This is a genomic window from Micavibrio sp. TMED2 (assembly GCA_002168225.1).
In the GTDB taxonomy this organism is placed as follows: Bacteria; Pseudomonadota; Alphaproteobacteria; order TMED2; family TMED2; genus TMED2.
The window spans coordinates 71,544-97,676 of the sequence record NHBH01000005.1 but is presented as its reverse complement, the minus strand read 5'-3'; the positions used below and the strand labels follow the sequence as shown (position 1 = coordinate 97,676).

The 26,133-nt window shown below is 55.3% G+C and carries 16 protein-coding genes and 1 tRNA gene; 12 read left to right on the top strand and 5 right to left on the bottom strand.

The genetic code is table 11. The features are described from left to right. Positions 1-29 precede the first annotated feature (29 nt). Together CBB62_10745 and CBB62_10740 are read left to right on the top strand one after the other, a co-directional pair. A complete protein-coding gene (locus CBB62_10745; protein OUT40254.1) occupies positions 30-3,206 on the top strand; it encodes a CusA/CzcA family heavy metal efflux RND transporter in 3,177 nt (1,058 codons plus the stop codon). Further along, a complete protein-coding gene (locus tag CBB62_10740) occupies positions 3,196-4,095 on the top strand; it encodes a cation transporter (GenBank protein OUT40253.1) in 900 nt (299 codons plus the stop codon). The genes CBB62_10745 and CBB62_10740 overlap by 11 nt, the downstream gene beginning before the upstream one ends. A 122-nt stretch (positions 4,096-4,217) precedes the next feature. Here the strand turns inward: CBB62_10740 and CBB62_10735 are convergent, their stop codons facing one another. Both CBB62_10735 and CBB62_10730 read right to left on the bottom strand, forming a co-directional pair. After that, the gene (locus tag CBB62_10735; protein OUT40252.1) at positions 4,218-5,339 is read right to left on the bottom strand and encodes a cell filamentation protein Fic; all 1,122 of its coding nucleotides are present in this window, start codon (positions 5,337-5,339) and stop codon (positions 4,218-4,220) included. Between the two features lie 309 nt (positions 5,340-5,648). Further along, complete coding sequence (locus CBB62_10730; protein OUT40251.1) at positions 5,649-6,770, bottom strand: integrase; 1,122 nt, start codon at positions 6,768-6,770, stop codon at positions 5,649-5,651. 420 nt (positions 6,771-7,190) lie between these two features. On the opposite strand from CBB62_10730, the gene CBB62_10725 reads away from it, so the two are divergent. Continuing rightward, positions 7,191-7,757 (top strand): hypothetical protein, encoded by a 567-nt coding sequence (locus tag CBB62_10725; GenBank protein OUT40250.1) that lies wholly within the window; start codon positions 7,191-7,193, stop codon positions 7,755-7,757. A 19-nt stretch (positions 7,758-7,776) separates the two neighbouring features. On the opposite strand, the gene CBB62_10720 is transcribed toward CBB62_10725, so the two are convergent. Next, positions 7,777-8,241, bottom strand: a complete 465-nt coding sequence (locus tag CBB62_10720) for a hypothetical protein (GenBank protein OUT40249.1) — start codon at positions 8,239-8,241, stop codon at positions 7,777-7,779. 83 nt (positions 8,242-8,324) lie between these two features. Here CBB62_10720 and CBB62_10715 point away from each other — a divergent pair, with 83 nt between their 5' ends. Then, positions 8,325-9,050 carry an AMP phosphotransferase gene (locus CBB62_10715; GenBank protein ID OUT40248.1) on the top strand — a complete coding sequence of 242 codons (726 nt, stop codon included), beginning with the start codon at positions 8,325-8,327 and terminating at the stop codon, positions 9,048-9,050. A gap of 15 nt (positions 9,051-9,065) precedes the next feature. On the opposite strand, the gene CBB62_10710 is transcribed toward CBB62_10715, so the two are convergent. Beyond that, positions 9,066-9,929, bottom strand: a complete 864-nt coding sequence (locus CBB62_10710) for an acyltransferase (protein ID OUT40283.1) — start codon at positions 9,927-9,929, stop codon at positions 9,066-9,068. Between the two features lie 439 nt (positions 9,930-10,368). On the opposite strand from CBB62_10710, the gene CBB62_10705 reads away from it, so the two are divergent. From CBB62_10705 to CBB62_10685, 5 genes are all read left to right on the top strand, one after another. Next, positions 10,369-12,420 carry a hypothetical protein gene (locus tag CBB62_10705; GenBank protein OUT40247.1) on the top strand — a complete coding sequence of 684 codons (2,052 nt, stop codon included), beginning with the start codon at positions 10,369-10,371 and terminating at the stop codon, positions 12,418-12,420. Positions 12,421-12,466: 46 nt separating this feature from the next. Further along, a complete protein-coding gene (locus CBB62_10700) occupies positions 12,467-13,405 on the top strand; it encodes a hypothetical protein (GenBank protein OUT40246.1) in 939 nt (312 codons plus the stop codon). A gap of 86 nt (positions 13,406-13,491) precedes the next feature. Further along, positions 13,492-14,274 (top strand): hypothetical protein, encoded by a 783-nt coding sequence (locus CBB62_10695; GenBank protein ID OUT40245.1) that lies wholly within the window; start codon positions 13,492-13,494, stop codon positions 14,272-14,274. Positions 14,275-14,312: 38 nt separating this feature from the next. Then, complete coding sequence (locus tag CBB62_10690) at positions 14,313-15,239, top strand: hypothetical protein (protein ID OUT40244.1); 927 nt, start codon at positions 14,313-14,315, stop codon at positions 15,237-15,239. Between the two features lie 55 nt (positions 15,240-15,294). After that, a complete protein-coding gene (locus tag CBB62_10685; protein OUT40243.1) occupies positions 15,295-22,386 on the top strand; it encodes a hypothetical protein in 7,092 nt (2,363 codons plus the stop codon). Between the two features lie 30 nt (positions 22,387-22,416). Here the strand turns inward: CBB62_10685 and CBB62_10680 are convergent, their stop codons facing one another. After that, positions 22,417-24,270: an elongation factor 3 gene (locus tag CBB62_10680; GenBank protein ID OUT40242.1), complete on the bottom strand. Its 1,854-nt coding sequence runs from the start codon at positions 24,268-24,270 to the stop codon at positions 22,417-22,419. Positions 24,271-24,505: 235 nt separating this feature from the next. Here CBB62_10680 and CBB62_10675 point away from each other — a divergent pair, with 235 nt between their 5' ends. The 3 genes from CBB62_10675 to CBB62_10665 all read left to right on the top strand — a co-directional run bounded on the left by CBB62_10675 (position 24,506) and on the right by CBB62_10665 (position 25,975). Continuing rightward, positions 24,506-25,123 (top strand): hypothetical protein, encoded by a 618-nt coding sequence (locus CBB62_10675; protein ID OUT40241.1) that lies wholly within the window; start codon positions 24,506-24,508, stop codon positions 25,121-25,123. A 57-nt stretch (positions 25,124-25,180) separates the two neighbouring features. Continuing rightward, positions 25,181-25,257 (top strand) — tRNA-Arg (locus CBB62_10670). Between the two features lie 223 nt (positions 25,258-25,480). After that, positions 25,481-25,975: a hypothetical protein gene (locus tag CBB62_10665; protein ID OUT40240.1), complete on the top strand. Its 495-nt coding sequence runs from the start codon at positions 25,481-25,483 to the stop codon at positions 25,973-25,975. Positions 25,976-26,133 lie beyond the last annotated feature (158 nt).

Sequence of the window (26,133 nt, the reverse complement as noted above, 5' to 3'; positions counted from 1 at the left end):
NAATGAATAATAATNAAGAGAAAATTNCCATGTTAGAAAATATTGTTTCCCTATCTATACGCCATCGTTGGTTGGTGATGATTGTTGTGCTGTGCTTATGCGCTCTTGGCATTTACAATTTTAATCGTCTTCCGATTGATGCTGTTCCTGATATTACGAATGTGCAAGTGCAAATTAATACTGAGGCAGCAGGATATTCGCCGTTAGAAGTCGAGCAGCGTATCACATTCCCGATTGAAACGGTCTTGGCGGGTATCCCTAAACTTGACCATACTCGCTCATTGTCTCGTTATGGCCTATCGCAAGTAACGGTCATTTTTGAAGATGGCACAGATATTTATTTTGCACGTCAACTTATCAGTGAAAAACTTCAGCAAATAAAAAGTGAGGTGCCAGAAGGAATAGAGCCAATCATGGGGCCTGTCTCAACAGGTCTTGGGGAAATTTTCTTCTATACAGTTGAAGCTGGAGAAGGTGCAAAAAAGGAAGACGGATCAGCTTACACTCCGATGGATTTATTAACCATACAGGAATGGATCATTGTACCGCAGCTTCGTAACTTAAAAGGCGTGGTTGAGGTCAATACGATTGGTGGGTATGAACAACAATTCCATGTGACACCTTATCCCGAACGGTTGCTTAGCTATGACTTGACAATTCATGATGTTTTACAAGCNCTTGAGAAGAACAACGATAACGTCGGCGCGGGTTATATCGAACGCAACGGAGAGCAATATCTAGTTCGTATTCCAGGTCAGGTTGAGAGCATTGAAGATATAAATAAGATCATTCTTGCAAAGCGNGATGAGGTCACNATCCGTATTGGCGATGTTGCCGATGTTAAACTAGGTTCACCTTTACGAACAGGTGCTGCAACTGAGAACGGACGNGAAGTTGTGCTTGGTACGGCCATGATGTTGATGGGAGAAAACTCGCAGGATGTGGCACAGCGTGTTGGGAAAAAACTGGAAGAGATTGCTTCTAGTTTGCCTGAAGGCGTTGTCACGAATGCAGTTTATGACAGAACAACATTGGTAGAGCGTACAATTAAAACAGTCGAGAAGAACCTTGTTGAAGGCGCTTTGCTCGTTATTGTTATTCTTTTCCTGCTTTTGGGTAATCTAAGAGCTGCTTTGATTACAGCGGCGGTTATTCCGATCTCTATGCTGATGACAATTACAGGCATGGTCGAAAACAAGGTATCTGGTAATTTGATGAGCCTTGGCGCGCTGGATTTTGGTCTGATTGTTGATGGCGCGGTTATCATAATGGAGAACTGTATTCGTCGTTTCGGCATGGCACAGCACCAGTTAGGGCGCTTGCTCAGCAAGGAAGAACGCTTTGATCTAGCGGCAAAAGCCACAGCAGAAGTTATCAAGCCCAGTATTTTTGGCGTGATTATTATTACGGTTGTTTATTTGCCGATCTTTGCCCTGACGGGTGTTGAAGGTAAGATGTTCCACCCGATGGCTTTAACGGTTGTGATGGCATTGCTTTCCGCTTTGGTATTATCACTCACTTTTGTGCCTGCAGCGGTTGCTACATTTATCACTGGCAAAGTTGATGAAAAGGAAGGTCGCATTATCGGAGGTGCTAAAAAAGGGTATGAGCCCTTGCTAAGATTTACGCTTCGTCGGCCTTTACCTGTTATTAGTTTTGCTGTTGCTTTAGTCGTTGTCAGCTTGTTTGGGGCCACAAGGATGGGGGCAGAGTTTGTTCCCTCGCTTGATGAGGGAGACATTGCCATACAGGCTCTTCGCGCGCCTGGTACATCATTGACTCAATCTGTAGAGATGCAGTTTAAACTTGAAGAGGAGGTCATGAAATTTCCTGAAGTGCGAACAATTATTGCGCGTATCGGGACAGCAGAAGTTGCCACAGATGCGATGCCACCAAATATCGCTGATATTTATGTTTTGCTTAAGCCTCGTGATGAATGGCCAAACCCTGATAAGTTAAAAGCCGATTTGATTGAGGAAATGGAAATTGCGCTTGAGAAAGTGCCGGGCAGTGCCTATGAATTCTCTCAACCCATCGAACTCCGCTTTAATGAATTGATATCGGGTGTAAGGAGTGATCTAGCCGTAAAGATTTATGGCGATGATATGGATCAGCTTTTAGCTTCCGCGCAAGATATTGAAAAAGTTTTGCGTTCAGTTTCTGGAGCAGCAGACGTCAAGGTTGAACAAGTTACAGGTCTTCCAACGCTCAGCGTCGTTCCTGACCGTAAACGTCTAGAGCGTTATGGATTAAATGTGGCCGATGTCCAAGAAGTGGTGGAAGTTGCCATGGGTGGTCGTGAAGCTGGTGTTCTTTATGAGGGCGATAGACGCTTTGACATTGTTGTGCGCTTGCCGGAACATTTACGCAGTGACATTGAAACATTGGAAAGGCTGCCTGTGCCGTTACCCCTTGCCGAAATGGAGGGAGCTGATAGCAGGCCAGATTATGTTCCACTTAAAGAAGTTGCCGACCTAAACATTGCTTTTGGCCCTGCACAGATCAGCCGAGAAAACGCCAAACGTCGTATTACTGTAACAGCAAATGTTAGAGAGCGAGACCTTGGTAGCTTTGTAGCTGAACTTCAGGAGGCAGTAAAAACTCAAGTAAGCCTTCCTTCTGGTTATTGGGTTGAATATGGGGGGACGTTTGAGCAGCTTATCTCGGCTAAAACAAGACTGATGATTGTTGTTCCTATTGCACTAGCCCTGATTTTCGGCCTGCTATTTATGGCGTTTAACTCTGCGCGTGCCGCACTGGTGATTTTCTCTGGCGTGCCATTGGCTTTAACAGGTGGTATAGCGGCTTTGATGCTTCGCGATATTCCGCTGTCAATTTCTGCAGGGGTTGGTTTTATTGCCCTGTCTGGTGTGGCAGTCTTGAATGGCGTGGTGATGATTTCCTTCATCCGTGATTTGCAGGCCAAAGGTAGAGCACTTGATGAAGCGATTATTGAAGGCGCTTTGACGCGTCTGAGACCTGTTCTGATGACAGCACTTGTGGCCTCTCTTGGGTTCGTCCCGATGGCCTTTAATGTCGGCGCAGGCTCAGAAGTGCAAAGGCCACTGGCGACTGTTGTCATCGGTGGGATTATATCCTCAACCATCCTGACATTGTTGGTTTTGCCAGCTCTGTATAAGTTCTTCCCAGGGAAGAATTTTCTGAAAAACCGTAGAAAGAAAAAAGAGGCGCGGTATGGGGCATAATCATCACCATAGCGACCCCTCTCAAATAGGCGAGCGCCGCCTTTGGTGGGCGGTGCTTGCCAATATCCTTTTAACATTTGCTCAAATTATCGGTGGGGCTGTATCAGGCAGTTTGTCACTAATTGCTGATGCACTGCATAATTTCAGTGATGCCGCCTCGCTTCTTATTGCGCTGGTTGCGATACGCATAGGCCGTAAACCACCCGATCAGTTCAAAACATTCGGCTATAAGCGTGCGGAAACCGTGGCAGCGCTCATCAATTTAACTACGCTTATCATCATAGGCTTGTATCTATGCTATGAAGCGATCATGCGCTTTATCACGCCGGAGCCGGTGGCGGGATGGATGGTCGTTATCGTCGCCGGAATTGCATTAGCCGTTGATGTTTTTACCGCACTGCTCACTTATAGCCAGTCCAAAACCAGTATGAATATCAAGGCGGCTTTTCTGCACAACGTAACAGATGCTCTCGCATCCGTTGGTGTTATCATCGCTGGGGCGCTTATTCTACTTTATGGCTGGGTTTGGACAGATGCAGCTATGACTTTACTGATATCAGGGTATGTTCTTTACCAAGGCTTCACCGAAACTCCCAAAGTTATTCACCTCCTTATGGAGGGAGCACCAAAAGGCCTGAATATGCAGAATGTGACTTCAGTCATGGAAGCTGTTGAGGGTGTATTAAATGTTCATCATGTGCATGTATGGCAGCTTGATGAACATCGTAATGCTTTAGAAGCTCACGTAGTGTTGGAAAAAGATACTGACATGGATGCGCTGAAAAGATGCCTTAAAAAACTGCTTCAAGATAAATTTGAGATAGAACATTCGACACTCGAATTTGAAAATAACACATGTAGTTCTCATTCTGACCCCAAGAATGTTTAGTACGCCCTGTTTTTTGTCATTTCGGCTTAAAAATCTTGCTATTCATCTTTTCAACCATATCGCGGGTGTGATCCTCAGACAGGTGCGAGTAGCGTTTCACCATTTGAAGGGTATTGTGGTAATCAGGGCTGGAGTTGGTCTGGTTCGATCAGTCTGTAGCTGGTGCTTCGGCCACCACCGGGATTTTGAAGCAGAATGCCAGTTTCAAGCAGCTCTCGAATGTCGCGTAAGGCAGTGTCGGTCGAGCACTTGGCGAGCCTGGCATATTTTGATGTGTACAGATGGCCTTGCCAGCCATCTTCCAGCATCCGGTTGATGACCAGCCGCTGCCGTTCGTTCACGGGATTGTGGTTGGCCTTGTCCCACAGCTTGGCCTTATAGAGGACCGCTTCAAGCGTTTCTTCGGCTCTGTCAAAGGCCCGGCCCAAGCAGTTCAAAAACCAGTTCAGCCAGGGCGTTATATCGAGCCCACCTCGCTGCTGCGCTTCAAGCTGATCATAGTAATCTTTTCGTTCCGTCTCGATCTGGGCGGACATGCTGTAAAAGCGACCCTTGCTTTTGTCAGCACGCGCAAGTGACATATCTGCGATTGCGCGCGCAATACGGCCATTCCCATCTTCAAACGGGTGGATCGTGACAAACCAGAAATGGGCGATTCCAGCCCGGAGAACGGGGTCGGTCGAAGAAGGTGTGTTGAACCATTCCAGAAACTTTGCCATTTCAGTTGGCAGCCTATTGGCATCGGGGGCTTCAAAATGGACCTTTTCCCGCCCATAAGGGCCTGAAACCACCTGCATGGCACCGGCACTCGATGGTCGCCAGCCACCTACGGTAATTTTCTGCATGCCGCTGCGGCCAGTAGGGAAAAGAGCTGCGTGCCAACCGAAAAGTCGGTTGCTGGTCAATGGTTCTGAAAAGTTCTGAGTGGCATCAAGCATCATTTCCACGATGCCTTCCACATTTCGGCTTGATGAGACGAGGCCACCCACATCAAGGCCAAGGTGGCGGGCAATAGACGAACGGACTTCGTCAGGGTTTAGGTCTTCACCCTCAATCGCTGATGATTTAACAACATCGTCGGTCAGGGTCTTGAGGCTTGCTTCCTGCCTTAGAACGAAGCCCAAACCTTGCATCCGGCCAACCAGTTGCCCTTCTCGATAGCGTAAAGCAGCCAATTCTGTGGACAGTTTATCACTGTCCCAGATTAAATTTGGCCAATCTGTGTTCTCATGAATAAAGGGCATATTTGACGCACCTCCTGCGGTGATTATATTATTCATTTACCGCAAACGCAACAATCATCGCAAATTATGCGGTGAATATGGTGCGTATTTGCCGCAAAATGCGTAAAACCGAGGGGGCGGACACGCGTAATATAGCCGTTTTTGGAGATGGCAATCGGGCTATATGCAGAACTGGTTAAGTCCCCTTGTGTTTTTCAATCTGATACGTAGGGCTGTTGCAATCGTCTAATTAGGATTATAGCAACGTCCAATTAGTATTTCATAACCGTCTGATTAGGGTTTATTGAGCGGCAATTCAGGATGGATGGACTAGCTTTTCGGCTTAAAAATCTTGCTGTTCATCTTTTCGACCACATCACGGGTATGATCCTCAGACAGGTGAGAGTAGCGTTTGACCATCTGGAGGGTTTTGTGGCCAAGCACTTCGGCAATCTCAAGCTGGCTAGCACCGTTCATGGCGAGGTAGCTGGCGGCACTGTGGCGCAGATCATGGAAACGGAAATCCACAATGCCAGCTTTATCGCGGGCGTTTTCCCAAGCCTTACGAATATCAATAGGTTGTTTCCCGTCGGTACGCGGGAAAATGAAGTCTGAGCCATTTTCCATGTTCGCTACATAGTCCTTGCGCCAGTCTAGGTGATCCAGCAGCACATCTTTCAAATAACCGACAATCGGCACCTTGCGGGTTTCGCGGTTTTTGGTTTCGCGCAGAATGGCCACCTGGCGGTCAAGGTCCAGGTCTTTGAGCTTCAGCTTTAAAATCTCATTCTTTCGTGCGCCGGTGGATAAGGCAAAGACCACCACAGCGTATAGCTGAGGGTTCGGGCTGGCCTTGCAGGCGGCAAGTAAGGCCTGGCGTTCATCATCATCCAGAAAGCGCACACGCTCTTTATTGGCCTTGGTAATGCGGCCAACACCCTGCATGGGGTTCGCAGCACCCAACCAACCCCACTTTTGGGCATGGTTCAGCAGGATTTCCAGATTGTCACGATAGTGCTTCACGGTTTTGGGTGACTTGGGCTTGTTTGGCTTTTGCCCTTCTTCAAGCAGCTCGCGCTGGTCGCCAGCATTTTTAAGCTCGGCAACCTTCTTGCTGATAATCTCATGAGTGAGGAAGGAGAGGGCATAACTGCCCAGTTCCCGTTCCCAGTGGTTCAGATAGGTATTTTCCACCCGTTGGCTTGACGGGGCCTTATGGGGCAGCACATCTTCACGATATTTATTGATAACGTCGGCCAGGGTTTGTTTTTTGGCCTGCGTTGAAACATTGCGGAACTCGCCATCGGCAATTTGCGTTTCGATACGTTTGGCCCATGTTTGGGCATCGGTCAGGCGTTTGAATGTTTTGGCTTGGACAGGATAGCCATGCACCCGAACGCGGGCGCGGTAACTTACGCCTTTTTTGCCAACACGTTTATCAATAACTGCCAAATTTTCATCCTCACATGCTTTGAATATGATCGCACTCTATCACATATGAAGGTCGCCACAAACATTTTTGGACCAAATTTGGACCACTAAACCATAAAAAAAGGCAATAAACGACAATAAGCCACAGTAAGGTGGTTTTTATAAATATATGAAAAATAACAATAAATAGGTATGTGAATTATTGTGAGTTATAGTTTACTTAAATCTCATAACCTGAAGGTCGCAGGTTCAAATCCTGCCCCCGCAACCAACAAAATCAAGGGCTTGGCGCATTAAGCGCCGAGCCCTGATTTGTTTCAGGAAGCACTCAGGAAGTCTCCTCTTGCAGATTGATGACCCGACATTTTGCCTCAATCGGCTTTTGTTTGGTGTTCCTGCCTGCTAAACGCAGGCATCTGATTTCTCCGGGAGTGAACATCCATGTCTTTGGCCGATACTTTGACTGCCCGTGCCGGCGGTGTTTGTGAGCTGTGCGGGGCCAGTGAAGGGCTGGCCGTGGTTGAGGTTGGGCCGGATGCGGATGGCACGGCGGAGATGGCGGCACTGCTGTGTCCGGTCTGTGCCGGGCAGGTCGCTGGCGGGGAAGCCGATACCGGTCACTGGCAATGCCTCAGCACCTCCATGTGGTCGGAGCACGCGCCGGTACAGGTGCTGGCCTGGCGGATGCTCGACCGGTTGAAGGGCGAGAGCTGGGCCCGTGATCTGCTCGATATGCTGTATCTCGATGAGGAACGCCTCGACTGGGCAAAGGCAGGTCAGGCACAGGTGCCGGATGTGGTGCACCGGGACAGCAACGGCGCGGTGCTGGCCTCTGGCGATACCGTGGTGCTGATCAAGGATCTGCCGGTCAAGGGTGGTGGCTTCACCGCCAAGCGCGGCACGGCGGTGCGTGGTATCTCGCTGGTTCTGGACAACGCCGAGCACATCGAAGGCCGGGTCGAAGGCCAGCGCATCGTCATCCTGACCCAGTTCGTGAAGAAGAAATAGGTATAGGCACGACCTCGCCCTAATACATCCCCGCATCGATCCCGGCGGCTAGGGTCATGGCGAGGTCGCCGACCTGATCCGGGAAGCGGTCATCCCATGAGCCGTGCAGGATCAGCGGTGGCTGGACCAGTCGCCAGTTGAGGCCGCCCGTGATGCTCTCCAGTGCCTTTCTGGTGGCAGTGCCGTCCAGCCCGGCGCGGATATAGAAGCCGACCGGCAAAGCGTCGGTCTTGCCCTCCCACTCATAGAAACAGCGGTCGAACAGGTCCTTGGTCAGCCCGGCCATATAGCCGATATTCTCGGTCGTGCCGATCAGCAGGCCATGGGCGTCGAGCACATGTCTGGCGGTCGTTGCCTCGGGCGTCTGCAGGCGCACAGCGGTATCCTCCAGCCCCAGCCCCTCGACGGCGGCCAGTGCGCGCTCCCGCAATCTGCGGGTATTGGGCGAGGGATCGGTGGCGACAATCAGGAACTGTTTTTTCATGGCTGTTCGGAAACCGGCGGACAAAGCGTTGCGGCCTGCTATCGTGAGGTCATCAGGTACTGGCGATCAAGTATAGGGCATCCATGGGCAAGAAAAAGCAGCAGGACGAAATCGAGCATTGGCAAAAACGGTTGCTGAAGGTCCAGCACGCCTATGCCCGCGACGGGCGCAAGGCGATGGTGGTGCTCGAGGGCTGGGATGCCGCGGGCAAGGGCGGGCTGATCCGGCGGATTGCCGCCGGTCTCGACCCGCGCCCGCTCAAGGTCTGGCGCATTGGTGCGCCGGGCAAGGAAGAGCTGGGCGCGCACTGGCTGCGCCGGTTCTGGGTCAAGGTGCCGGGGGCGGGCGAAATCGCGATATTCGACCGCTCATGGTATGGCCGCGTGCTGGTCGAACGGGTCGAAGGCTTCGCCAAACCCCATGAATGGGAGCGGGCCTATGCGGAGATCAATGACTGGGAGGCTTCACTGGCGGCGGAGGGCTACCGTATCGTCAAGCTGTTCCTCGACGTCACGCCGGAAGAACAGCTCGACCGGTTCCGTGACCGCTATAACGAACCGGCCAAGCGCTGGAAACTGACCGAAGATGATCTGCGCAACCGCGAGCGTTGGGCGGAGTACGAGGCTGCCTATGCCGATATGATGGCGCGCACCGGTACCGACCACGCACCGTGGGTCCATATCGACTTCAACAGCAAGCACAAGGGCCGCATCGACGGCTTCAAAACCATTGAAGCCGCCTTGGCCAAGGGCGTCGATCTGGCCTGGCCCGATGTCAGCCCGGCCATCCATGACTTCTTCGGGTCGTAACGCGCGTCCAGGCTGTCAGTCGTCGAAATTGTAGCCGTAGCCGGTGTCTTTCAGCGGGGTCGGGGACAGGCGGTAGGTCTCGTCACGCAGGAAATCCATGAGCAGCTTGGCGTCATGGCGATGGGCGTCGATCTGCTCCTTCGGGATCGGGTTGCCGATCCGGATGGTGACGCTCTGGCCGACCCATTTCTCGAACTCCTTGATCAGCAGGCCCATGCGCAGATTGGGGTGCATGTGGCTGGCGATCTGGAACAGGCGGCTGTTCTGGCCCTCGAAATAGACCGGCACCACCTGCGGGTCGGCGCGCTGGATCATCTTGGCAGTAAAGGTTTTCCATGGCGGGTCGAGGGGCTGGCTGAACGGGGTCAGGCTGGTCGAGACCGTGCCGCCGGGAAAGATGCCGATACAGCCGCCGCTGGCGAGGAAGTCGAGCGCGGTGCGGCGGGTGCTCAGATTGGTCTGCAGGGCCTCACGGGTGGTGTCGAAGCTGACCGGCAGGATCACGTCCTGCAGATCCCTGGCCTTGTGAAACACCTTATGCGCGAGGATCTTGAAATCGGGGCGGGCCATGGATAGCAGGCGACCGAGCAGCAGGCCGTCGAGAATACCGAACGGGTGGTTGGCGACCGCCACCACCGGGCCGGTTGCCGGAATGCGCGCCAGTTCCTCCGGTGGTATCTCCAGCCGGATATCATAGCGCTCCTGCATTACTTCCCAGAAGTTGCGGCCCTGTTCGACCTCGCGGTCATAGCCCTCGGCCATGCGGATCACCCGGGGCCGACCGGTCATGTTCTCAAGGGTGCGGATCAGGAACTCGCCCGGCTTGCTCTGCGCGGCGTAGGCATAGGAAATCTCGCGTGCCGCAAGGCCGTCGAGCATGGCCCGGCGCAGGGATTTGCGCCGCCGGTCGATCTTGCCACGGATCGCGCGCAGCAGGGGCTGTTTGCCCTCTCTGCCGGGTTCAAGCGGGGGCCGTTCGGTTTGCTGACCACCATTCATCTGACTGTTTCCAATTATTCAGCCGGTTCCATCTGCCCGACCGGTTTCCTGTTATCCAAAGCGGGCCGGTACGGTGCGCAGCGTTCTAATGATATCCGGCCACCGGCGCAAGATTAAGCAATACCTGACATGTGGGCAAGGATGGCCATGGAATGGGCGGCATGTTCTTCTGGGGGTTTGCAGTATTGCGTCGCCAGCTTTTTTTGCGTTATCGCCTACCCCATTGTGTCGTTTCATAAACCCCCTGATATCAGGGGGTTGTTGATTGCCCAAAGCCATGTAAACTACCGGACAAATTATAGAATAAAGGGCAGGGATAATGGCGGTATTTACAGTAACGACACTGGCTGACGAGAATGATGCCGAAACCGGTGCCGGTCCGGCGCTCGGTGCCGGTCTGTCACTGCGCGAAGCCATCGCCCTCGCCAATGCCGATTCCGACGCCGATACCATCGAGTTCGCCAGCGACCTCAGCGGCGGCACGATTACGCTGGCGCATGGTCAGCTGGAGATACTGGATAGTGTCACGATAGATGCGGGCGGGCTAGACAGTCGCCTGACGCTTGATGCCGGTGGCAATTCCCGTGTGCTGCACCTTGTTGATGGTGATATCGGGATTGAGAACATCAACATCAATAACGGCACCGTAACCGGCGACGGCACGACACATGCCTATGGTGGTGGTGTCCTGATCGAGGCTGGCAATACAACTCTGACCAATGTTGTTTTTGACGGTAACCGCGCTTTCGGCGGACCGGATCAGGAAAATGGCTGGGGCATCGGCGGTGCTATATATGTCGAGGGTAGTGCTACATTAAATCTGGTTGTTACAGAAGATATCGACCAGCCGAACACCAATTTTGCTGTTGTCGGTGATTATTATCAGGCCGGTTACAGCAATTACTTCAATGCCGGTTTTATCTTTCTGGATCGGGATGCTGTGGATCTGACGATCACTGTCGCTGACGGTGTCCAGTATGATGTCTATGGCGGCATCGATGATTTGGCGCCCTATCCAAACTATGAAGAGCAGCTTGTGCAAATCATCAAGGCGGGTAATGGGGTTCTGGCCATGTATCCGGCGACGGTGTATGTCGCGGATGGCATTATTGTCGATGACGGGATTTTTGAAGTTCATGGCCCCAATAATCAGCAGAACGTCAGTGCGATTGAGGTAAATGATGGCGCCGCACTGTATGTGTTCGGCGAGATGAGATACCGCGCTGTTTTCCTGAATGATGGGGCTACCCTTGATCCGGGTGGACCTGGCAACGCTGTCTCCATGACTTTGGGGCAGTATACCGGGGCAGGAACCTACGGCTCCGAGTTTCGGGCCGGTAGCACCGCAACTTTCGATCTGGTGTCGACATCGGATTTTGACCAGATAGATACGGTATATGCTTATTTGCAGCTATCTGGCGACATTGCACTCAACATCGACACAGACTTTTACTTGAACGCCGAGTTCGGGGATGAGTTTCTGATTATTGATGGTGCAACAGGTGAGTTTGCCAATCTGCAGGATGGCGAAACATATGCACAGGGTGGCTATGTCTTCTCTGTCCGCTATGGAGATGGGACGGGTAGCGGAGATGAGGTAACGCTGATTTACGACAGCTACACGCCGCCACCAACACCGCCGCCGACCTCGCCGACCCCGGTACCAACTGTCGGTGCCGATGAAATCGATCTCAGCCTTTATGATGAAAGCGAGCTGTTTGCCGGGGACGGGGCGGACAGTGTAACCGGCAGTGACCGGGACGAGGTGGTTTACGGCAATCTCGGTGATGATGTGCTCACCGGTGGTGGCGGTACCGATAACCTCTATGGCGGCAAGGATAATGATGATGTCCGGGGCGGCGATGGCGATGATGCGGTCTATGGCAATCTCGGCGATGACGTGATCGGTGGCGATAACGGTAATGATGTGCTCTATGGCGGGCAGGGTAATGACGAGAGCTATGGCAATACCGGCATCGATATCCTCTATGGCGGGCTCGGGTCCGACACGTCCTTCGGCGGGCAGGATGGCGATGTTCTCTATGGCAATCTCGACAATGACGCGCTGTTCGGCAATCTCGGTGATGATGTGCTCTATGGCGGGCAGGGCGATGACACGCTGGTCGGTGGCGACGGGCGCGACACGCTGATCGGGGGCAAGGGCGCAGACTTTTTCTCTTTCCCTGTCGCGACGCTGACCCAGGCGAATGTGATTGCCGATTACAATGCCGCCGAGGGCGATGTGATCGATATTGATACGTCCCTGCCGATGCCCTTCGCCGTCGATGGCGATAATCTCATATTCGTAAATGGTCTGACTACGGTCACGGTCTTGGGCGTCACTGATCTGAGTGCTATCGTTTTTGTCTGATCCGGCGATTGGTTCGCTGGCGATATAACAACAAAGGCGATGACCGATGAGCTGGACTCCCTATCTCGATCCCCAATGCCCGGATGTGGGCGATGTTGATGCCATCGAGACGGTGATTGTGCCGCGTGCCCGTGATATTGGCGGGTTCGAGGTGCGTCGCGCCCTGCCATCGGCACGCCGCCAGATGGTCGGCCCGTTCATCTTTTTCGACCAGATGGGCCCGGCCGAGTTCATTACCGGAGCCGGGATCGATGTGCGTCCGCATCCCCATATCGGGCTGGCGACGGTCAGCTATCTCTATCAGGGCTCGATGCACCACCGGGACAGCCTCGGTACCTCGATGGAGATTACGCCGGGGGCGGTCAACTGGATGATCGCCGGGCGCGGGATCAGTCATTCGGAACGGTCGGGTTCGGCGGCGCGCGAAATGGCCGGCAACAGCCTGTTCGGCATCCAGACCTGGGTTGCCCTGCCCGATGCCCATGAGGATACCGATCCGGGTTTTGAGCATCAGGAGAAGGCTGCGCTGCCGGTGATCTCCGATGGCGGCAACCACATGCGGCTGATCCTCGGCAATGCCTATGGTGAGCAGGCGCCGGTCAAGACCTTCTCCGAGATGTTCTATATCGATGCGGTGCTGGAGCCGGGCGCACGCTTCCCGCTGCCGAAGGAGCATGAGGATCGCGGCATCTATGTGGTCAGTGGCGAGATCGAGGTGGCCGGGCAGTCATTTGAGGCCGGACAGATGATGGTGTTCCGCCCCGGTGACGAGATTACGGTCAAGGCGATACAGGCGAGCCGGATCATGCTGCTCGGTGGCGAAACGCTGACCGGTCCGCGCTATATCTGGTGGAACTTCGTCGCCTCAAGCAAGGACCGGATCGAGGCCGCAAAACAGGCTTGGAAGGAAGGCGACTGGACCCATGGCCGCTTCTCCCTCCCGCCCGATGATAATCAGGAATTCATCCCGCTGCCGGATAAGTGATTTTATTAGCAAGCTCTTGTATTTAAAGGCCGTTGGCGGGCTGGCAGATTGCCAGCCCGTCCTTGTGGCTTCAGGGTTTTGCGGCTATGCTCCTCGGCAAACAAAAAGGCTCTGTGTGGGGGAGGCTGGCTTTGAGTGAATCGCTACTATCCGAAATAAAAATCTGGGCGGCCAATTTTGCGCCAAGGGATTTTTTGTATTGCAATGGTCAGCCTGTGAGCACGGCAGAGTACACGGCGCTTTACTCTCTTATTGGTACTGCTTTCGGTGGTGATGGTCGGGTAACGTTCAATCTTCCGGATCTTCGCGCCAGAGTGCCGTGCGGCAGCATGCAGATGGGGCCACCGCCTCCGCCCTTGGAAGGGCTTCCTCGTGGCATGATCAAGGGCAATCAATCAGTTCCGATTGGTATAGATAATATGCCCGCCCATAGCCATAAAGCTGTGGGCCAATCCAGCGCAGTATCTGCTTATTTCTATGCCTCCGGCCTTGTTCAGGATACAGTAGCACCCGCCAATCTGACTGCCCGGCCAACTGTCAATCAGCGTCTTGGCACCAAGGATTACCCGGATGATGGGGACCTGATTGCCGTGACCCGCCAGAATACCTTCACGACTACGCCCTATTTTGGCTATACGGATACATCCGGTACGCCCAATCGGGTGCAGTTGGAGGAAATTGCCGTAACGGGTGATGTCACTGTGCCGGGACAGATTATTGATGTCAGCGGTACAGCGAATGTGCCATCTGCCCATGTTGACATTGGTATTGATAGTACAGGGGGCGGACTGGCGCTTAACATTGATAATCCGGCACTTGGTTTGGACTATATCATCTGTGTCGACGGTATTTATCCGCCTCGACCTTAGGGCATGATTGAGAGACAGGTAGTAACAAAGCACCGCTTATGTATCCCAATCCCAGTATGAGTGCCTGGACGCCGCGTAAACATGCCGATGCCTTTGCCCGCATGTTACAGGATGAGCAGCGTATGACTGCCTTCCGGCAGGCGCTTGATGCCTGTGTGACGCCGGACAGCATCGTTGCCGATGTCGGTACCGGGCTCGGGGTGCTGGCGCTGTTTGCTGCCAAGGCCGGGGCGAAGCGCGTTTATGCCATTGAGAAACAGGCCGGGGCGGCAGAGTTGGCGCAACAGATGTTTGCCGCAAACGGGATGGCGGACCGGGTGCAGGTGATCATCGGTGAGGCCCAGAATATCAGCCTGCCGGAACAGGCGGATATTGTCGTCTCGGAACTGATCGGCACCGCCGGTTCCGATGAGCATATCCAGCAGATACTCGGTGGTTTCTGCCGCCGGAACCTCCGTCCGGGCGGGCAGGTACTGCCGCGGGAGGTCGAATGCCTGATCGCACCGTCATCATACAGCGATCTGACCAACGGGCTTGCATCGCCAAGCCTCAGTGATTTGGCTCTGGAGCCATTGGCCCAGTTGCCGGGTGAGGCCAATATGTCCTTCCGACCGGCGCAGGGCGGTGTCGAGCTGTTGGCCGAGCCGATGGCTTATGAGCGTATTGCGGTTGGTCATACCGAAGTGGTTGCTGCCGATCCGCTGCATGCCCGTATCGATATCACGACAGCGGGCATCTTGCGCTCGTTTGTCCTGTGGTTCCGTGCCACGGTCGGCGCGGACAAGGATGGCCATGCACTGATCATCGAGAACCGGCCCGGTGAGTACCGGCCATCATGGTCCTCTGCCGTCTTCACCATTGCTGCACCGGTTGCCGTCAAGCCGGGCGACAGTTTTATGGTTTCGATTGATACCGGGCGACGCAGCCATTGCCTCAACTGGCATATACGTCACCATCAGGCTTGAACGAGATAACCCGATCATGGCGCATGGCGCCATAAATCAAGGACAGTAAAAAACAATGGCCACTTTTGATTTCGTCAGCGGCAATATTTCTAACAATACCACTTCTGCAGCGTCCATTTCCCAAATCGTTTCCGGGATCACGGCTACCGTCACCCAGTCGCTTGGCGATGTTCAGTATTTTGGCGTTGATGATGGCATTATCACGATGGACAGTGCGTTGGGTGTTGCCGATGCCGTTATGACAGTGTCCTTTGATGCCCCGGTCGACATCAGCAGCCTCTCGATTTTTGTTGGGCAAGATCAGAATAACAGCAGCAATATTGTTATCACGCCAGACAGCAATGCCGATGCTCAGTCCTTCATTGATACCGGTACCAATGTTGGTGAAAACACATTTTTGACATCCTTGGATGTGTCATCGTTTGCCGGTTGGGATTCGGTCAACAGTTTTACCATTACCTACTCCTTCTCCGGTGAGTGGTTACCGGGTATTGACGATATCGAGTTCACACCTGCGCCGACCAATACCGCCCCCGTCTTCTCCAACCTTGATGGTGGCGAGACCCATGTTGAGGCGAGTGGCGTCACCCGCCTGGATCACAATGTTCTGATTGCCGATGTCGAGCTGGATGCACTCAATGCCGGTAATGGTGATTACAATGGTGCCTCGATTACCATCGCGCGTAATGGCGGTGCCAATGCCGATGATGAGTTCGGCGGTTTTGGTCAGCTTGGTGCGCTGATTCAGGGCAATACGTTTCAATATAACTCGAGCACTGTCGGTACGGTCACAACCAACAGCGGCGGTACGCTGGTCCTGACCTTCAACAGCACGGTCACGTCAGCCCTCGCCGATCAGATATTGCGGTCCATTGCCTATAGCAACAGCAACAGCAGCCCGCCGGCATCGGTAACGCTCGACTGGACCTTCAATGATGGCACCACCAATTCAACCGGCACCAACCAGACCACGGTCAATATCACCGACGTTACCGCTGCGACTTCATTTGCCGCTGCCTTCGATACCACCGATGGCACCAATCTGACGCCGGGTATTACCTTTGGCACGGGCGATGAGACCCTGACCATTGCCGATGCTGCCCATATCGCCGGATCGACCATCGATGGCGGCGGCGGTACCGATACGCTGGAGCTGCCCGACACCGCCAATATCAGCGGCGTCAGCGTCTCGGGCTTCGAGAGCCTGACACTGGCCAGCGGTGCCTCCGTTACCATGACCGAAGCGCAGCATGATGCCTTCTCGACCATCAGTGGTGCCGGGACCGAACAGATCACCATTTCAGCCGCGACCGACGGTCTTACCGGTGATGCTGATATCGAGACCTATGTTCTGGGTGCAGCCAACAGCTTTACACTCGGTGCTGCGGCTCAGAATGTTACCGGCAGTTCCGGCAATGATACGATCTCGGTAGGCGGTTTGACCGCGTCCGGTACGCTGAATGGTGCTGGCGGTACCGATACGCTGATTATTGGCAATGGTGGAAGTATTGCCGATGCCCTTGTTTCCGGTATCGAGACGCTGACCGTTTCCAGTGGTGCTTCGGTTACCATGACCGAAGCGCAGCATGATGCGTTTTCAACCATCAATGGCACTGGTACCAACCAGATTACCATTTCAGCCGCAACCGACGGTCTGAGCGGTTCAGCGGCAATCGAGACCTATGTTCTGGGGGCTGCCAACAGCTTTACACTCGGTGCTGCGGCTCAGAATGTTACCGGCAGTTCCGGTAATGATACGGTCAATATCGGCTCGCTGACGGCGACCGGTACGCTGAATGCTGCCGGTGGTACCGATACGCTGGAAATGTCCAGCGGTGCCAATATTTCCGGCGCGAGTGTCAGCAGTTTCGAGAACCTGACACTGGCCAGCGGTGCCTCCGTGACTGTAGGCGCATTCCAGCTTGCGCAATTCAGCGGCACCATCACGGCTGCCGGTTCAGAAACGGTTACGGTCAATGGCGATGGCGATTTCACGACCCTTGCGAATGTTGAAACCTTTATCGTCAATGATGACGCTACAAATGCCAGAACAGTCACCGTTGCCTCTGCCAACACTGACGTTACGGCAACGTCTGTTACCGATGCGGTTACCTTCAATCTCGGCTCGTTGACCTATACCGGTACACTGACCGGTGAGGGGACGACCAACGACACGGTATCGCTGGGCAACGGTGCCAGCATCGCTTCGGCTACCCTCAACAATATCGAGAACCTGACGCTGGCCAGTGGTGGCAGCTTTACGATGAACGTCAGTCAGGTGGGGGCATTCACCGGTACGATTACGGCGGCTGGCAGTGAGAGCGTTACCGTTGTCGGCGATGGTAATTTCACGACGCTGGCAAATGTCGAGACCTTCAACGTCGATGATGATTCAACCAATACCCGATCCGTGAGGGTTGCCGATGCGGGAACCAGTGTCACGGCAACTTCTGGTAGTGATGCGGTTACCTTCGACCTCGGCTCGCTGACCTATACCGGCACGATTACCGGTGAAGGCACCACGGGCGATACTCTCTCGCTTATCAATGGTGCAAATATCAGCGGCGGTACGATCAACAATGTCAGCAACCTGACGCTGGCCAGTGGTGCCTCTGTTACCATGACGGTTGATCAGCTCAATGCCCTCTCCGGTACGATTACCGCGGCTGGTTCCGAGACCATCACCCTTACGGCGACCGGTACGCTCACCGGCAGCAATCTTGCGGCAATCGAGACCCTGTCCACGGCCTCCGGTGGTTCAGAGACCATCACGCTGGCGGGCAGTATCGCATCCGGCAAAACGCTGGTTGCTGCAGATGCCGGAACTGATGCCTTTGTCATTACCGGTTCCGCCGGTGCACAAACGCTGAACGGTTCGGCCGGGGATGACACGATTGATGGTGGGACCGGTGACGACACGATCGCCGCTGGTGCCGGGACGGACTCCCTGACCGGTGGCACCGGTGCTGACCGGTTTGTCGGCAGTGTCAGTGATCTTAACGGCGACACGATCAGCGATCTTGTGGGCGGGGATACTATCCTGCTCGAAGGCCTTAATGGTCTGTCGATTTCAAATGTTCGCCTTAATGGCGCGACATTGGAAATCGATACCAATGCCAGCACTTTTGCCTCACCCGAGGTTGCAATCACACTTGGCGGATCACTGGCCGGGCTGGTGATCGACAGCGTCAGCGATAATGCATCCGACACCCTGATTACATTTATCAGTAACAGTGCGCCGGTTTTTGCCGGTCTTGATGGCGCGCCATCCTTTACCGAGGGTGGCTCGGCGGTGGTGATCGACAGCGATGTCACCATCTCCGATACCGAGTTGGATGCGCTTAATGGTGGCAATGGGGACTACGCCGGTGCATCCCTGACCGTTGCACGCAATGGCGGCGCCGATGCCAGTGACAGCTTCGGTTTTGACACCGACGGTGCGGGTTTCATGGTCAATGGCAGTGATCTGGAAGATGGCGGGCAGGCTTTTGCTTCCTTCACCAATAGCGGTGGTACGCTGACCATCAACTTCACCGGTGCTTCTACTACCGCAACCTCGACGCTGGTTGATGAGGTACTGCAACGGATTACCTACGCCAATACCGCTAACGATCCCGATGCATCGGTTACCCTTGATTATATCTTCAATGACGGGATTAGCGACAGCAGCGGCAGTAATCAGGCAACGGTTAGCATCACCAATGTCAATGATGCGCCGACCCTGAGCGCAACCGGGCAGGACCCGACCTATATCGAGGGCAATGCCGGTGCGGATCTGTACAGTGGGGTAACCGCCAGCGCGGTGGAGGCTGCCGACCGCTTTACCGGTATGAGCCTGACCGTCACCAATGTCAGTGACGGGGCGGATGAAATCCTTGCCTTTGATGGTTCCGACATCGCACTGACCAATGGCAATTCAGTGACGACCGACAACAATGGTCTGGGGGTTACCGTGACGGTTGCCGGCAGCACGGCAACGGTTTCCTTCAGTGACGGGCTTCTGACCAATGATCAGATGCAGACGCTGGTCGATGCAATGAACTACCGGAATGAGTCGGATAACCCGACCACGGCTGGCAACCGTGTGGTGACCATCACCGGTATCACCGATAATGGCGGTACGGCCAATGGTGGCGTCAATGTCGCGGCACCGAACCTGACAACGACAGTATCCCTGACCGGGGTCAATGATGCGCCGGTGATCGGCAATGTGAATGGTGATACTTCCGATGTTATTGCCGGTTCCGGTGCGGTGGCCATCAGCGGCTTTGGCGATGCGACCGTTACGAATATCGACTCTGCCGATTACAATGGCGGGTTTCTGACCCTTGCCCAGAATACCGGTACTACCAATGGCAACTGGTTTGTTGATGGCACGACTGCAAGATCCGGTGGTGATGGCACGATATCGGCCGGTGAAACCATTCAGGTTGATGGCACAACCATCGGTACTGTGGATGGCGTCGATGACGGTCAGGGTGGCAACGATCTGACCATCAATTTCAACAGCGCCAATGCAACCAATGCCCGTGTCGAAACCCTGATCCAGAATCTGCAATACAGCGCACCAAGTGTGCTGGGCGATCGCACCTTTACCATGACGCTCAATGATGCGGATGGCACGGCCAATGGTGGTGTTCAGGATGACACGGCAAACTTCACCATCTCGGTCACGCCGAACCCGCCGGTTGTCGGCAATCTCGATGGCGACAGCATTTCCGGCGGCAATAATGTGGCGATTGCCTTTGACGTGGATGGTGATGCGACGGTCAGTGATGCGGATTCCGCGCAGTTCAATGGCGGCTCCCTGACCATCGACAAGACCTCGCTGTTGAGCGGTGATTTCAGCTTTATCGCCGGTGTAACCTCCGGTGGCGATGCAACCATCGGCAGTGGTGAGACGATTGCTGTTGGCGGTACCGATATCGGCACGGTTGCCACCGATGGGCAGGGTGCCAATGATCTGGTTATCGATTTTAATACCGATGATGCAACGCCTGCCAATGTTCAGTCCCTGATCCGTGCGCTGCAATTCACCAGCACCGAGGCGGGTGACCACACATTTGATCTGACGATCACGGACAGTGATGCATCGCCAGCTACATCGGCTGCTTCGACGGTTACGCTCAATGTGCAGGCCAATCCGGTCAACACGGTACCGGGCGGATCAAGCCTTTTCGATGGTACGGCCTTCGCGCTGACCGGGATTTCTGTTGCCGACAGTGACAGCGCGTCTGTCACGACAACCGTGTCGGTTGGGGCCGGTGTCGGTACCTTTACCGCCAGCGGTGCGGCGACGATCACCGGTGGTAGCACCAATTCGATCCAGATCGCCGGTACCATTGCCGATGTCAATGCGACGCTCGGCAATCTTATGTACACCCCGGCGGTCGACAGCTTTGGCAGCCAGACGATTACCGTTGCGACATCCGATGGCACGAACAGCGACAGCGATACCATTTCGCTAACCGTCTATGACCGCCCAACGATCAGCAATCTGAATGGTGACAGCGCCAGCACGACACCGGGTACGGCAATCGCCATCGATACGGGGACTGCTGTGGCGATTACCGATGGTGATAATGCTGACCTCAATCAGGGTACGCTGACCATCAGCCGTACCAGCCTGCTCGAAGGCAATTTCGCTCTTGGCGGGACCGAGGTAACAGCCGGTGGCGATGCAGTGATTGCCGCTTCTGAAACGATCAGTGTCAGCGGCACCGATATCGGTACCGTTTCGGCAACCGAGGATGGTCAGGGCAGCAATGACCTTGTCATTGATCTGTTCGGCGACGGGGATGCGACATTTGCCAATGTTGCGGCATTCATCAATGCGCTGACCTATGCCAGCGACACGAACGGCGCGCATACATTTGATCTGACCATTGAGGATCAGGACAACGCTGTTTCCGAGGCGGCAGGCTTCACGGTCAATGTCGCAACACCGAGCAGTGGTGGCTCCAATCCGCCATTCCTTGTGGTCAATGAGCCGCCGACAACCGATCCGTCAACCGGTGCCGAAATCCAAACCACGCGGATTACCAATGTTGGCAGCACGAGCGGTTCCGCTGCTATCGTGCAGAACACCAACAACAACGGCAATCTGGTGACGGCAACCCTGCCGGGTCAGGTATCGCTGACCTCGACCGGGCCAACCACGGCACAGTCCGGGCAGGATGCGCTGACAACGCTGGTTAACGCGATCGATACCCGTGATACCGGTGGCGAGCCGGGGCTGATTACCGGCGCGCAAAACTTCCTGAACACTCTGGTGACGACGACCACGCTGGATGTGCGAACCATCGTGCCGACCACCACCCAAACGTCACTGTTAGATCCGATTGTCATTACCGGTACGCCCAGCAGCGATGGATCAACCCAGGCGGAAGCGTTTGTCATTGATCTGCGCAGCCTGCCATCAGGCTCCACCGTGCACCTCGACAATATCGAGTTTGCCTCGATCATGGGCAATGCCACGGTGACCGGCGGGGCCGGAGACAACTACGTTACAGGCGACGATGCTTCGCAGTTTATCACGCTCGGCGTGGGCGAGGACACGCTGTTCGGTGGTGCGGGCAATGATACCGTCAGCAGCACCGGGGGCTATGACGTTCTCTATGGTAACCAGGGCGATGACCTTGTCACCGGCGGCGATGCCGGGGATTGGGGCTTTGGCGGTCAGGGTGAGGACGTTGTCTATGGCGAGGCCGGTGGCGATGTAGCCTTCGGCAACCGTGATGCCGATGTGCTCTATGGCAATACCGAGAATGACGTGCTGTTCGGTAATGAGGGCAATGACAGCCTCTATGGCGGTCGGGACGAGGATACGCTGTTCGGTGGTCAGGGCGATGATGTGCTCTATGGCAATACCGGCAATGACGACCTCGTCGGCAATACCGGTAATGACACGCTCTATGGCGGCGATGGTGCTGACAGCTTCAGCTTCCACGCGATGATCAGCGGCCCGAGCGGCAGTGACGTGATCGCCGATTACGATGCCACCGAGGGCGATGTTATCGCTGGTGACATCTTCACCGCCGACAGCACCGCAACCCTCACCGAAACTGGCCTGCAACTCACCGCGGAAGACGGCAGCACCCTGCTGATCATCGGCGTCACCACCCTCGACGACGTGGTGTTTGCGTAAAAGGGTAACAGGATCAGAGGCAGCCGGTATTCAGCCGGTTGCCTCTATTTCCTCGCGTTTCATTTCCAGTTCCAGCCATTGTTCCTCAGCGGCGTCGCGTTCTGATTTCAGGGCGGCGAGGCGGTTGGCGTTGGTCTGGAATTTCGCCGCGTCTTTGGTGAAGGCATCGGGGGCGGCCAGTGCCTGTTCCAGCTTTGCCATCTCCGCTTCCAACTGCTCGATCTTGCCGGGCAGGGTGTCTAGGGCATACTGGTCCTTGTAGGACAGCTTGGCCTTCGCGGCTTTTTTTTCAGTAGGTTTTGTCTTGCTACTGACTTTCGGCTTTGCCGGTGCGGCCTCGCTCGATTTCTGCGGCAGGCGGGCCAGTGCCGCGTCCTGTTGGCGGCGCATATCGGCATAACCACCGGCATATTCGGCCCAGACACCGATCTCGCCCTTGGCGGCGGCCACCGGGTCGGGGGCAATGACGCTGCTGACCGCACGGTCGAGGAAGTCCCGGTCGTGGCTGACCAGCAGAACCGTGCCCTCATAGGCCGAGACCATTTCCTCAAGCAGGTCGAGGGTTTCGAGGTCGAGATCGTTGGTCGGCTCGTCCAGCACCAGCAGGTTTGACCGGCGCGACATGGCGACGGCAAGGGCTAGGCGTCCGCGCTCACCGCCGGACAGGGCGGAGACAGGTGTGCGTGCCATATTTGGCGGGAACAGGAAGTCCTTCATATAGCCATAGACATGCCGGCTCTCTTCGCCGATCTGCAGCATCTCGCCCTGTCCCTCGGTCAGGGTCTCATAAATGGTCAGGCGCGGATCGAGCAGTTTGCGCTGCTGGTCGAGGGAGACAACCTCCAGATTTGTGCCGAGCTTGACCCGGCCTTCATCGGTCTCGATCTCACCGGTCAGCATCTTCAGCAGGGTGGTCTTGCCGGCACCGTTCGGGCCGACGAGCGCCACCCGGTCGCCGCGCATGATCATGGTGTCGAAGCCCTGCACGATGGTGCGGTCGCCATAGCGCTTGGTCAGGTTGCGGGCGAGAATGACCCGGTGGCCGGATATGTCACCCTCGCCGACATTCAGCTTGTAATCCTGTATCCGCTTGGCCCGGCGCTCGACCCGTTCGGTGCGCAGGGTATGCAGTTGGCCGAGGCGGCGGACATTGCGCTTGCGCCGACCACTGACGCCGTGGCGCAGCCAGTGTTCCTCGGCCTCGATCTTTTTCTTCAGCTTATGCTGTTCGGCCTCTTCCGCATCGAGCACTTCATCGCGCCATTGCTCGAATGCCTTGAACCCCTGATTGAGGGTACGGCTGGTGCCGCGGTCGAGCCAGATCATCCGCCGGGTCAGTCCCTCGAGGAAGCGGCGGTCGTGGCTGATCAGGACGAGGGCGGTATTGCTCGCGCGCAGGCTTTCCTCGAGCCAGTCGATCATCGGCAGATCGAGATGGTTGGTCGGCTCATCCAGCAGCAGGATATCGGGGTCGGGGGCCAGTGCCCGGGCGAGCGCCACCCGGCGGCTTTCCCCGCCCGAGAGGTGGCGCGGATCTTCCTTGCCGGTCAGCCCCATCTGGTCGAGCAGCAACTGGGCCTTGAACGCGAGGTCGCCATCGGCGAGGCCGTCCTCGACCGCCTTGAGCGTGGTATCGAAATGGCTGAAGTCGGGCGCCTGTTCCAGATAGCGGACGGTGATGCCGGGCTGGACGAAACGGTCGCCCTGATCCGGCTTGATCAGACCGGCGGCGATTTTCATCAGGGTCGACTTGCCGGAGCCGTTGCGCCCGATCAGGCCGACTCGGTCCCGCTCATGCACAAACATATCCGCCCCGGTAAACAGTGGCTGGCCACCGAAGGACAGGTGAATATCTTGCAGGCTTAACAGTGGCGGTGAGGACATATATGCGGCGCTGATGGTTGGATTTGCGCGGACTTTAGTGTGATCGACGGGCGTTGGCCAGCGCCGTTTGAGCGATTGTCGCATCTGGTATGCGTGATTGAACACTGGCGCTTTCTTTCATCATGGCTAGGGTGCGCGAATGTGTTGCCGCTGGTTCCGGCCAGCGACGTCTTCTCCAACCCGCCTCCCGACTAATGGCAGCCGGCCGGCGAGAGACAAGGAACGGCAGTACCCTATGTCCGCACTCAATACCCTGATGGGTCTGGCACTCCCCGGTCGCTTTGGTGGCCGCCAGGAAACCCTCGCCGACAAGAGCTTCAAAGATACCGCATCAATCCTCGCTGCATTCGGCGTGCGCAGTGGCGCACCGGAGCCGGGCAAGCCTGTCCGCCTGATGCGGATGTCGGATGTGAACGCGACCAGCGAGGCCTCGGCCCTGCAACCGGCCTCACGCGATGACCAGTTCTCGATCAAGATCAGCCACGGTATCTACAAGCTGGCCTCGCATCTGACCAAACGGGACGGCTTTGATCGCATGGTGCTGAACTTCCAGCGTGACGAGGCCAGCAATCGCTGGAAACTGCAGGATATCGATTATCGCCGGTTCGAGGATTCCGCCTCCTACACCATCACCCGCGACGATCTGAACGCCCGCGATTTCGGTCGGTTGAGCCAGGCAGCCCAGCAGCTGGTGGCCAAGGCTGCGCGCCTCGGACCCGCTGGCGACCTGTCCGCACTTAACCGGTTCGGTGCTGTGGTGAACTCGGTTGCCGGTACGCATATCGCTGCCGTTCGTGCCACCAAGCCTGGGCCAGCGGATGCTGCGCCATCCCCAATGAAGTCAGCCGCCTGATCCGCTATCAGGCGCTTGGCTTTACGGACCGATCCGGTGTATCCCCATAACCGGTCTGTCCCTGTAGCTCAGCAGGATAGAGCACGGGATTCCTAATCCCGGGGCCGTGGGTTCAAATCCCGCCGGGGACACCACTCTTCTTTTGAGCCGTTTTGGTATTTTCGAATTTCTGCCAGCCTCTTATATGCTTCAGCTCTTCGGGCTGTGAGGCGGCTTGAGCTATACGCAATTTTTATAGGTTATTTTATATGTAATACGTTTTAACTTTCTTCGATCCGTGCTCAACTCACATTGTCAACCAATGCGGCTTTGCCACACGGAGTATTCAACATGCCTAACACGCCTATCCACGGAACTATGACGCTGGCACGCGATAAAGACGGCGAACCCTACAGCGCCTATGATGGGGATGCGGATAACAAGCGCGATAGCTCTCGTGAGCATGTGACGATCAAATTCGCCAGGGATGAGAATAATCAGTCTGTCGTTCATGAGATCGTACGTCGTGACAAGCCAACACAAAAGGCAGTTGATGCGGTTGTCGAAGCCGGCTGGCCTGATATGGCGGCAAACCTGCAGACACCAAAGGAATCCACGATTTTCGGTGTGAAGTTTGAGGTTGGTGGTCCAGCGCAGGGTACTGTTGTGGATCGTGAGGCTTTTGCTGATCCCAAGGCGCAGACGGCTATGGCTGATGCGCACAAGAACTACTGGACTGCATCATTCCATACGATCCCGCCTATCGGTGGTGAACAGGCACAGGCCAGTGCAATTGCAGATGTCAGTCGTTACCGCGAGGCGCAGGCACCCAAGGCTAAACCAGCTGCACCGGGTGTGAAGGCTGGCATGTAATATGTACAGGTGAGGGGACGGTGCGATGCCTTTCTCCTCACCTTATACCGTTCGCGGGTGTGGTTTGCTCCAAACCAATGCGTCTTTAGCCCATTCACAATCTGGTTGTTGATTTAACCATCCTGCCGTAGTCGCGGCGGGAATGATTTTTATGCTTT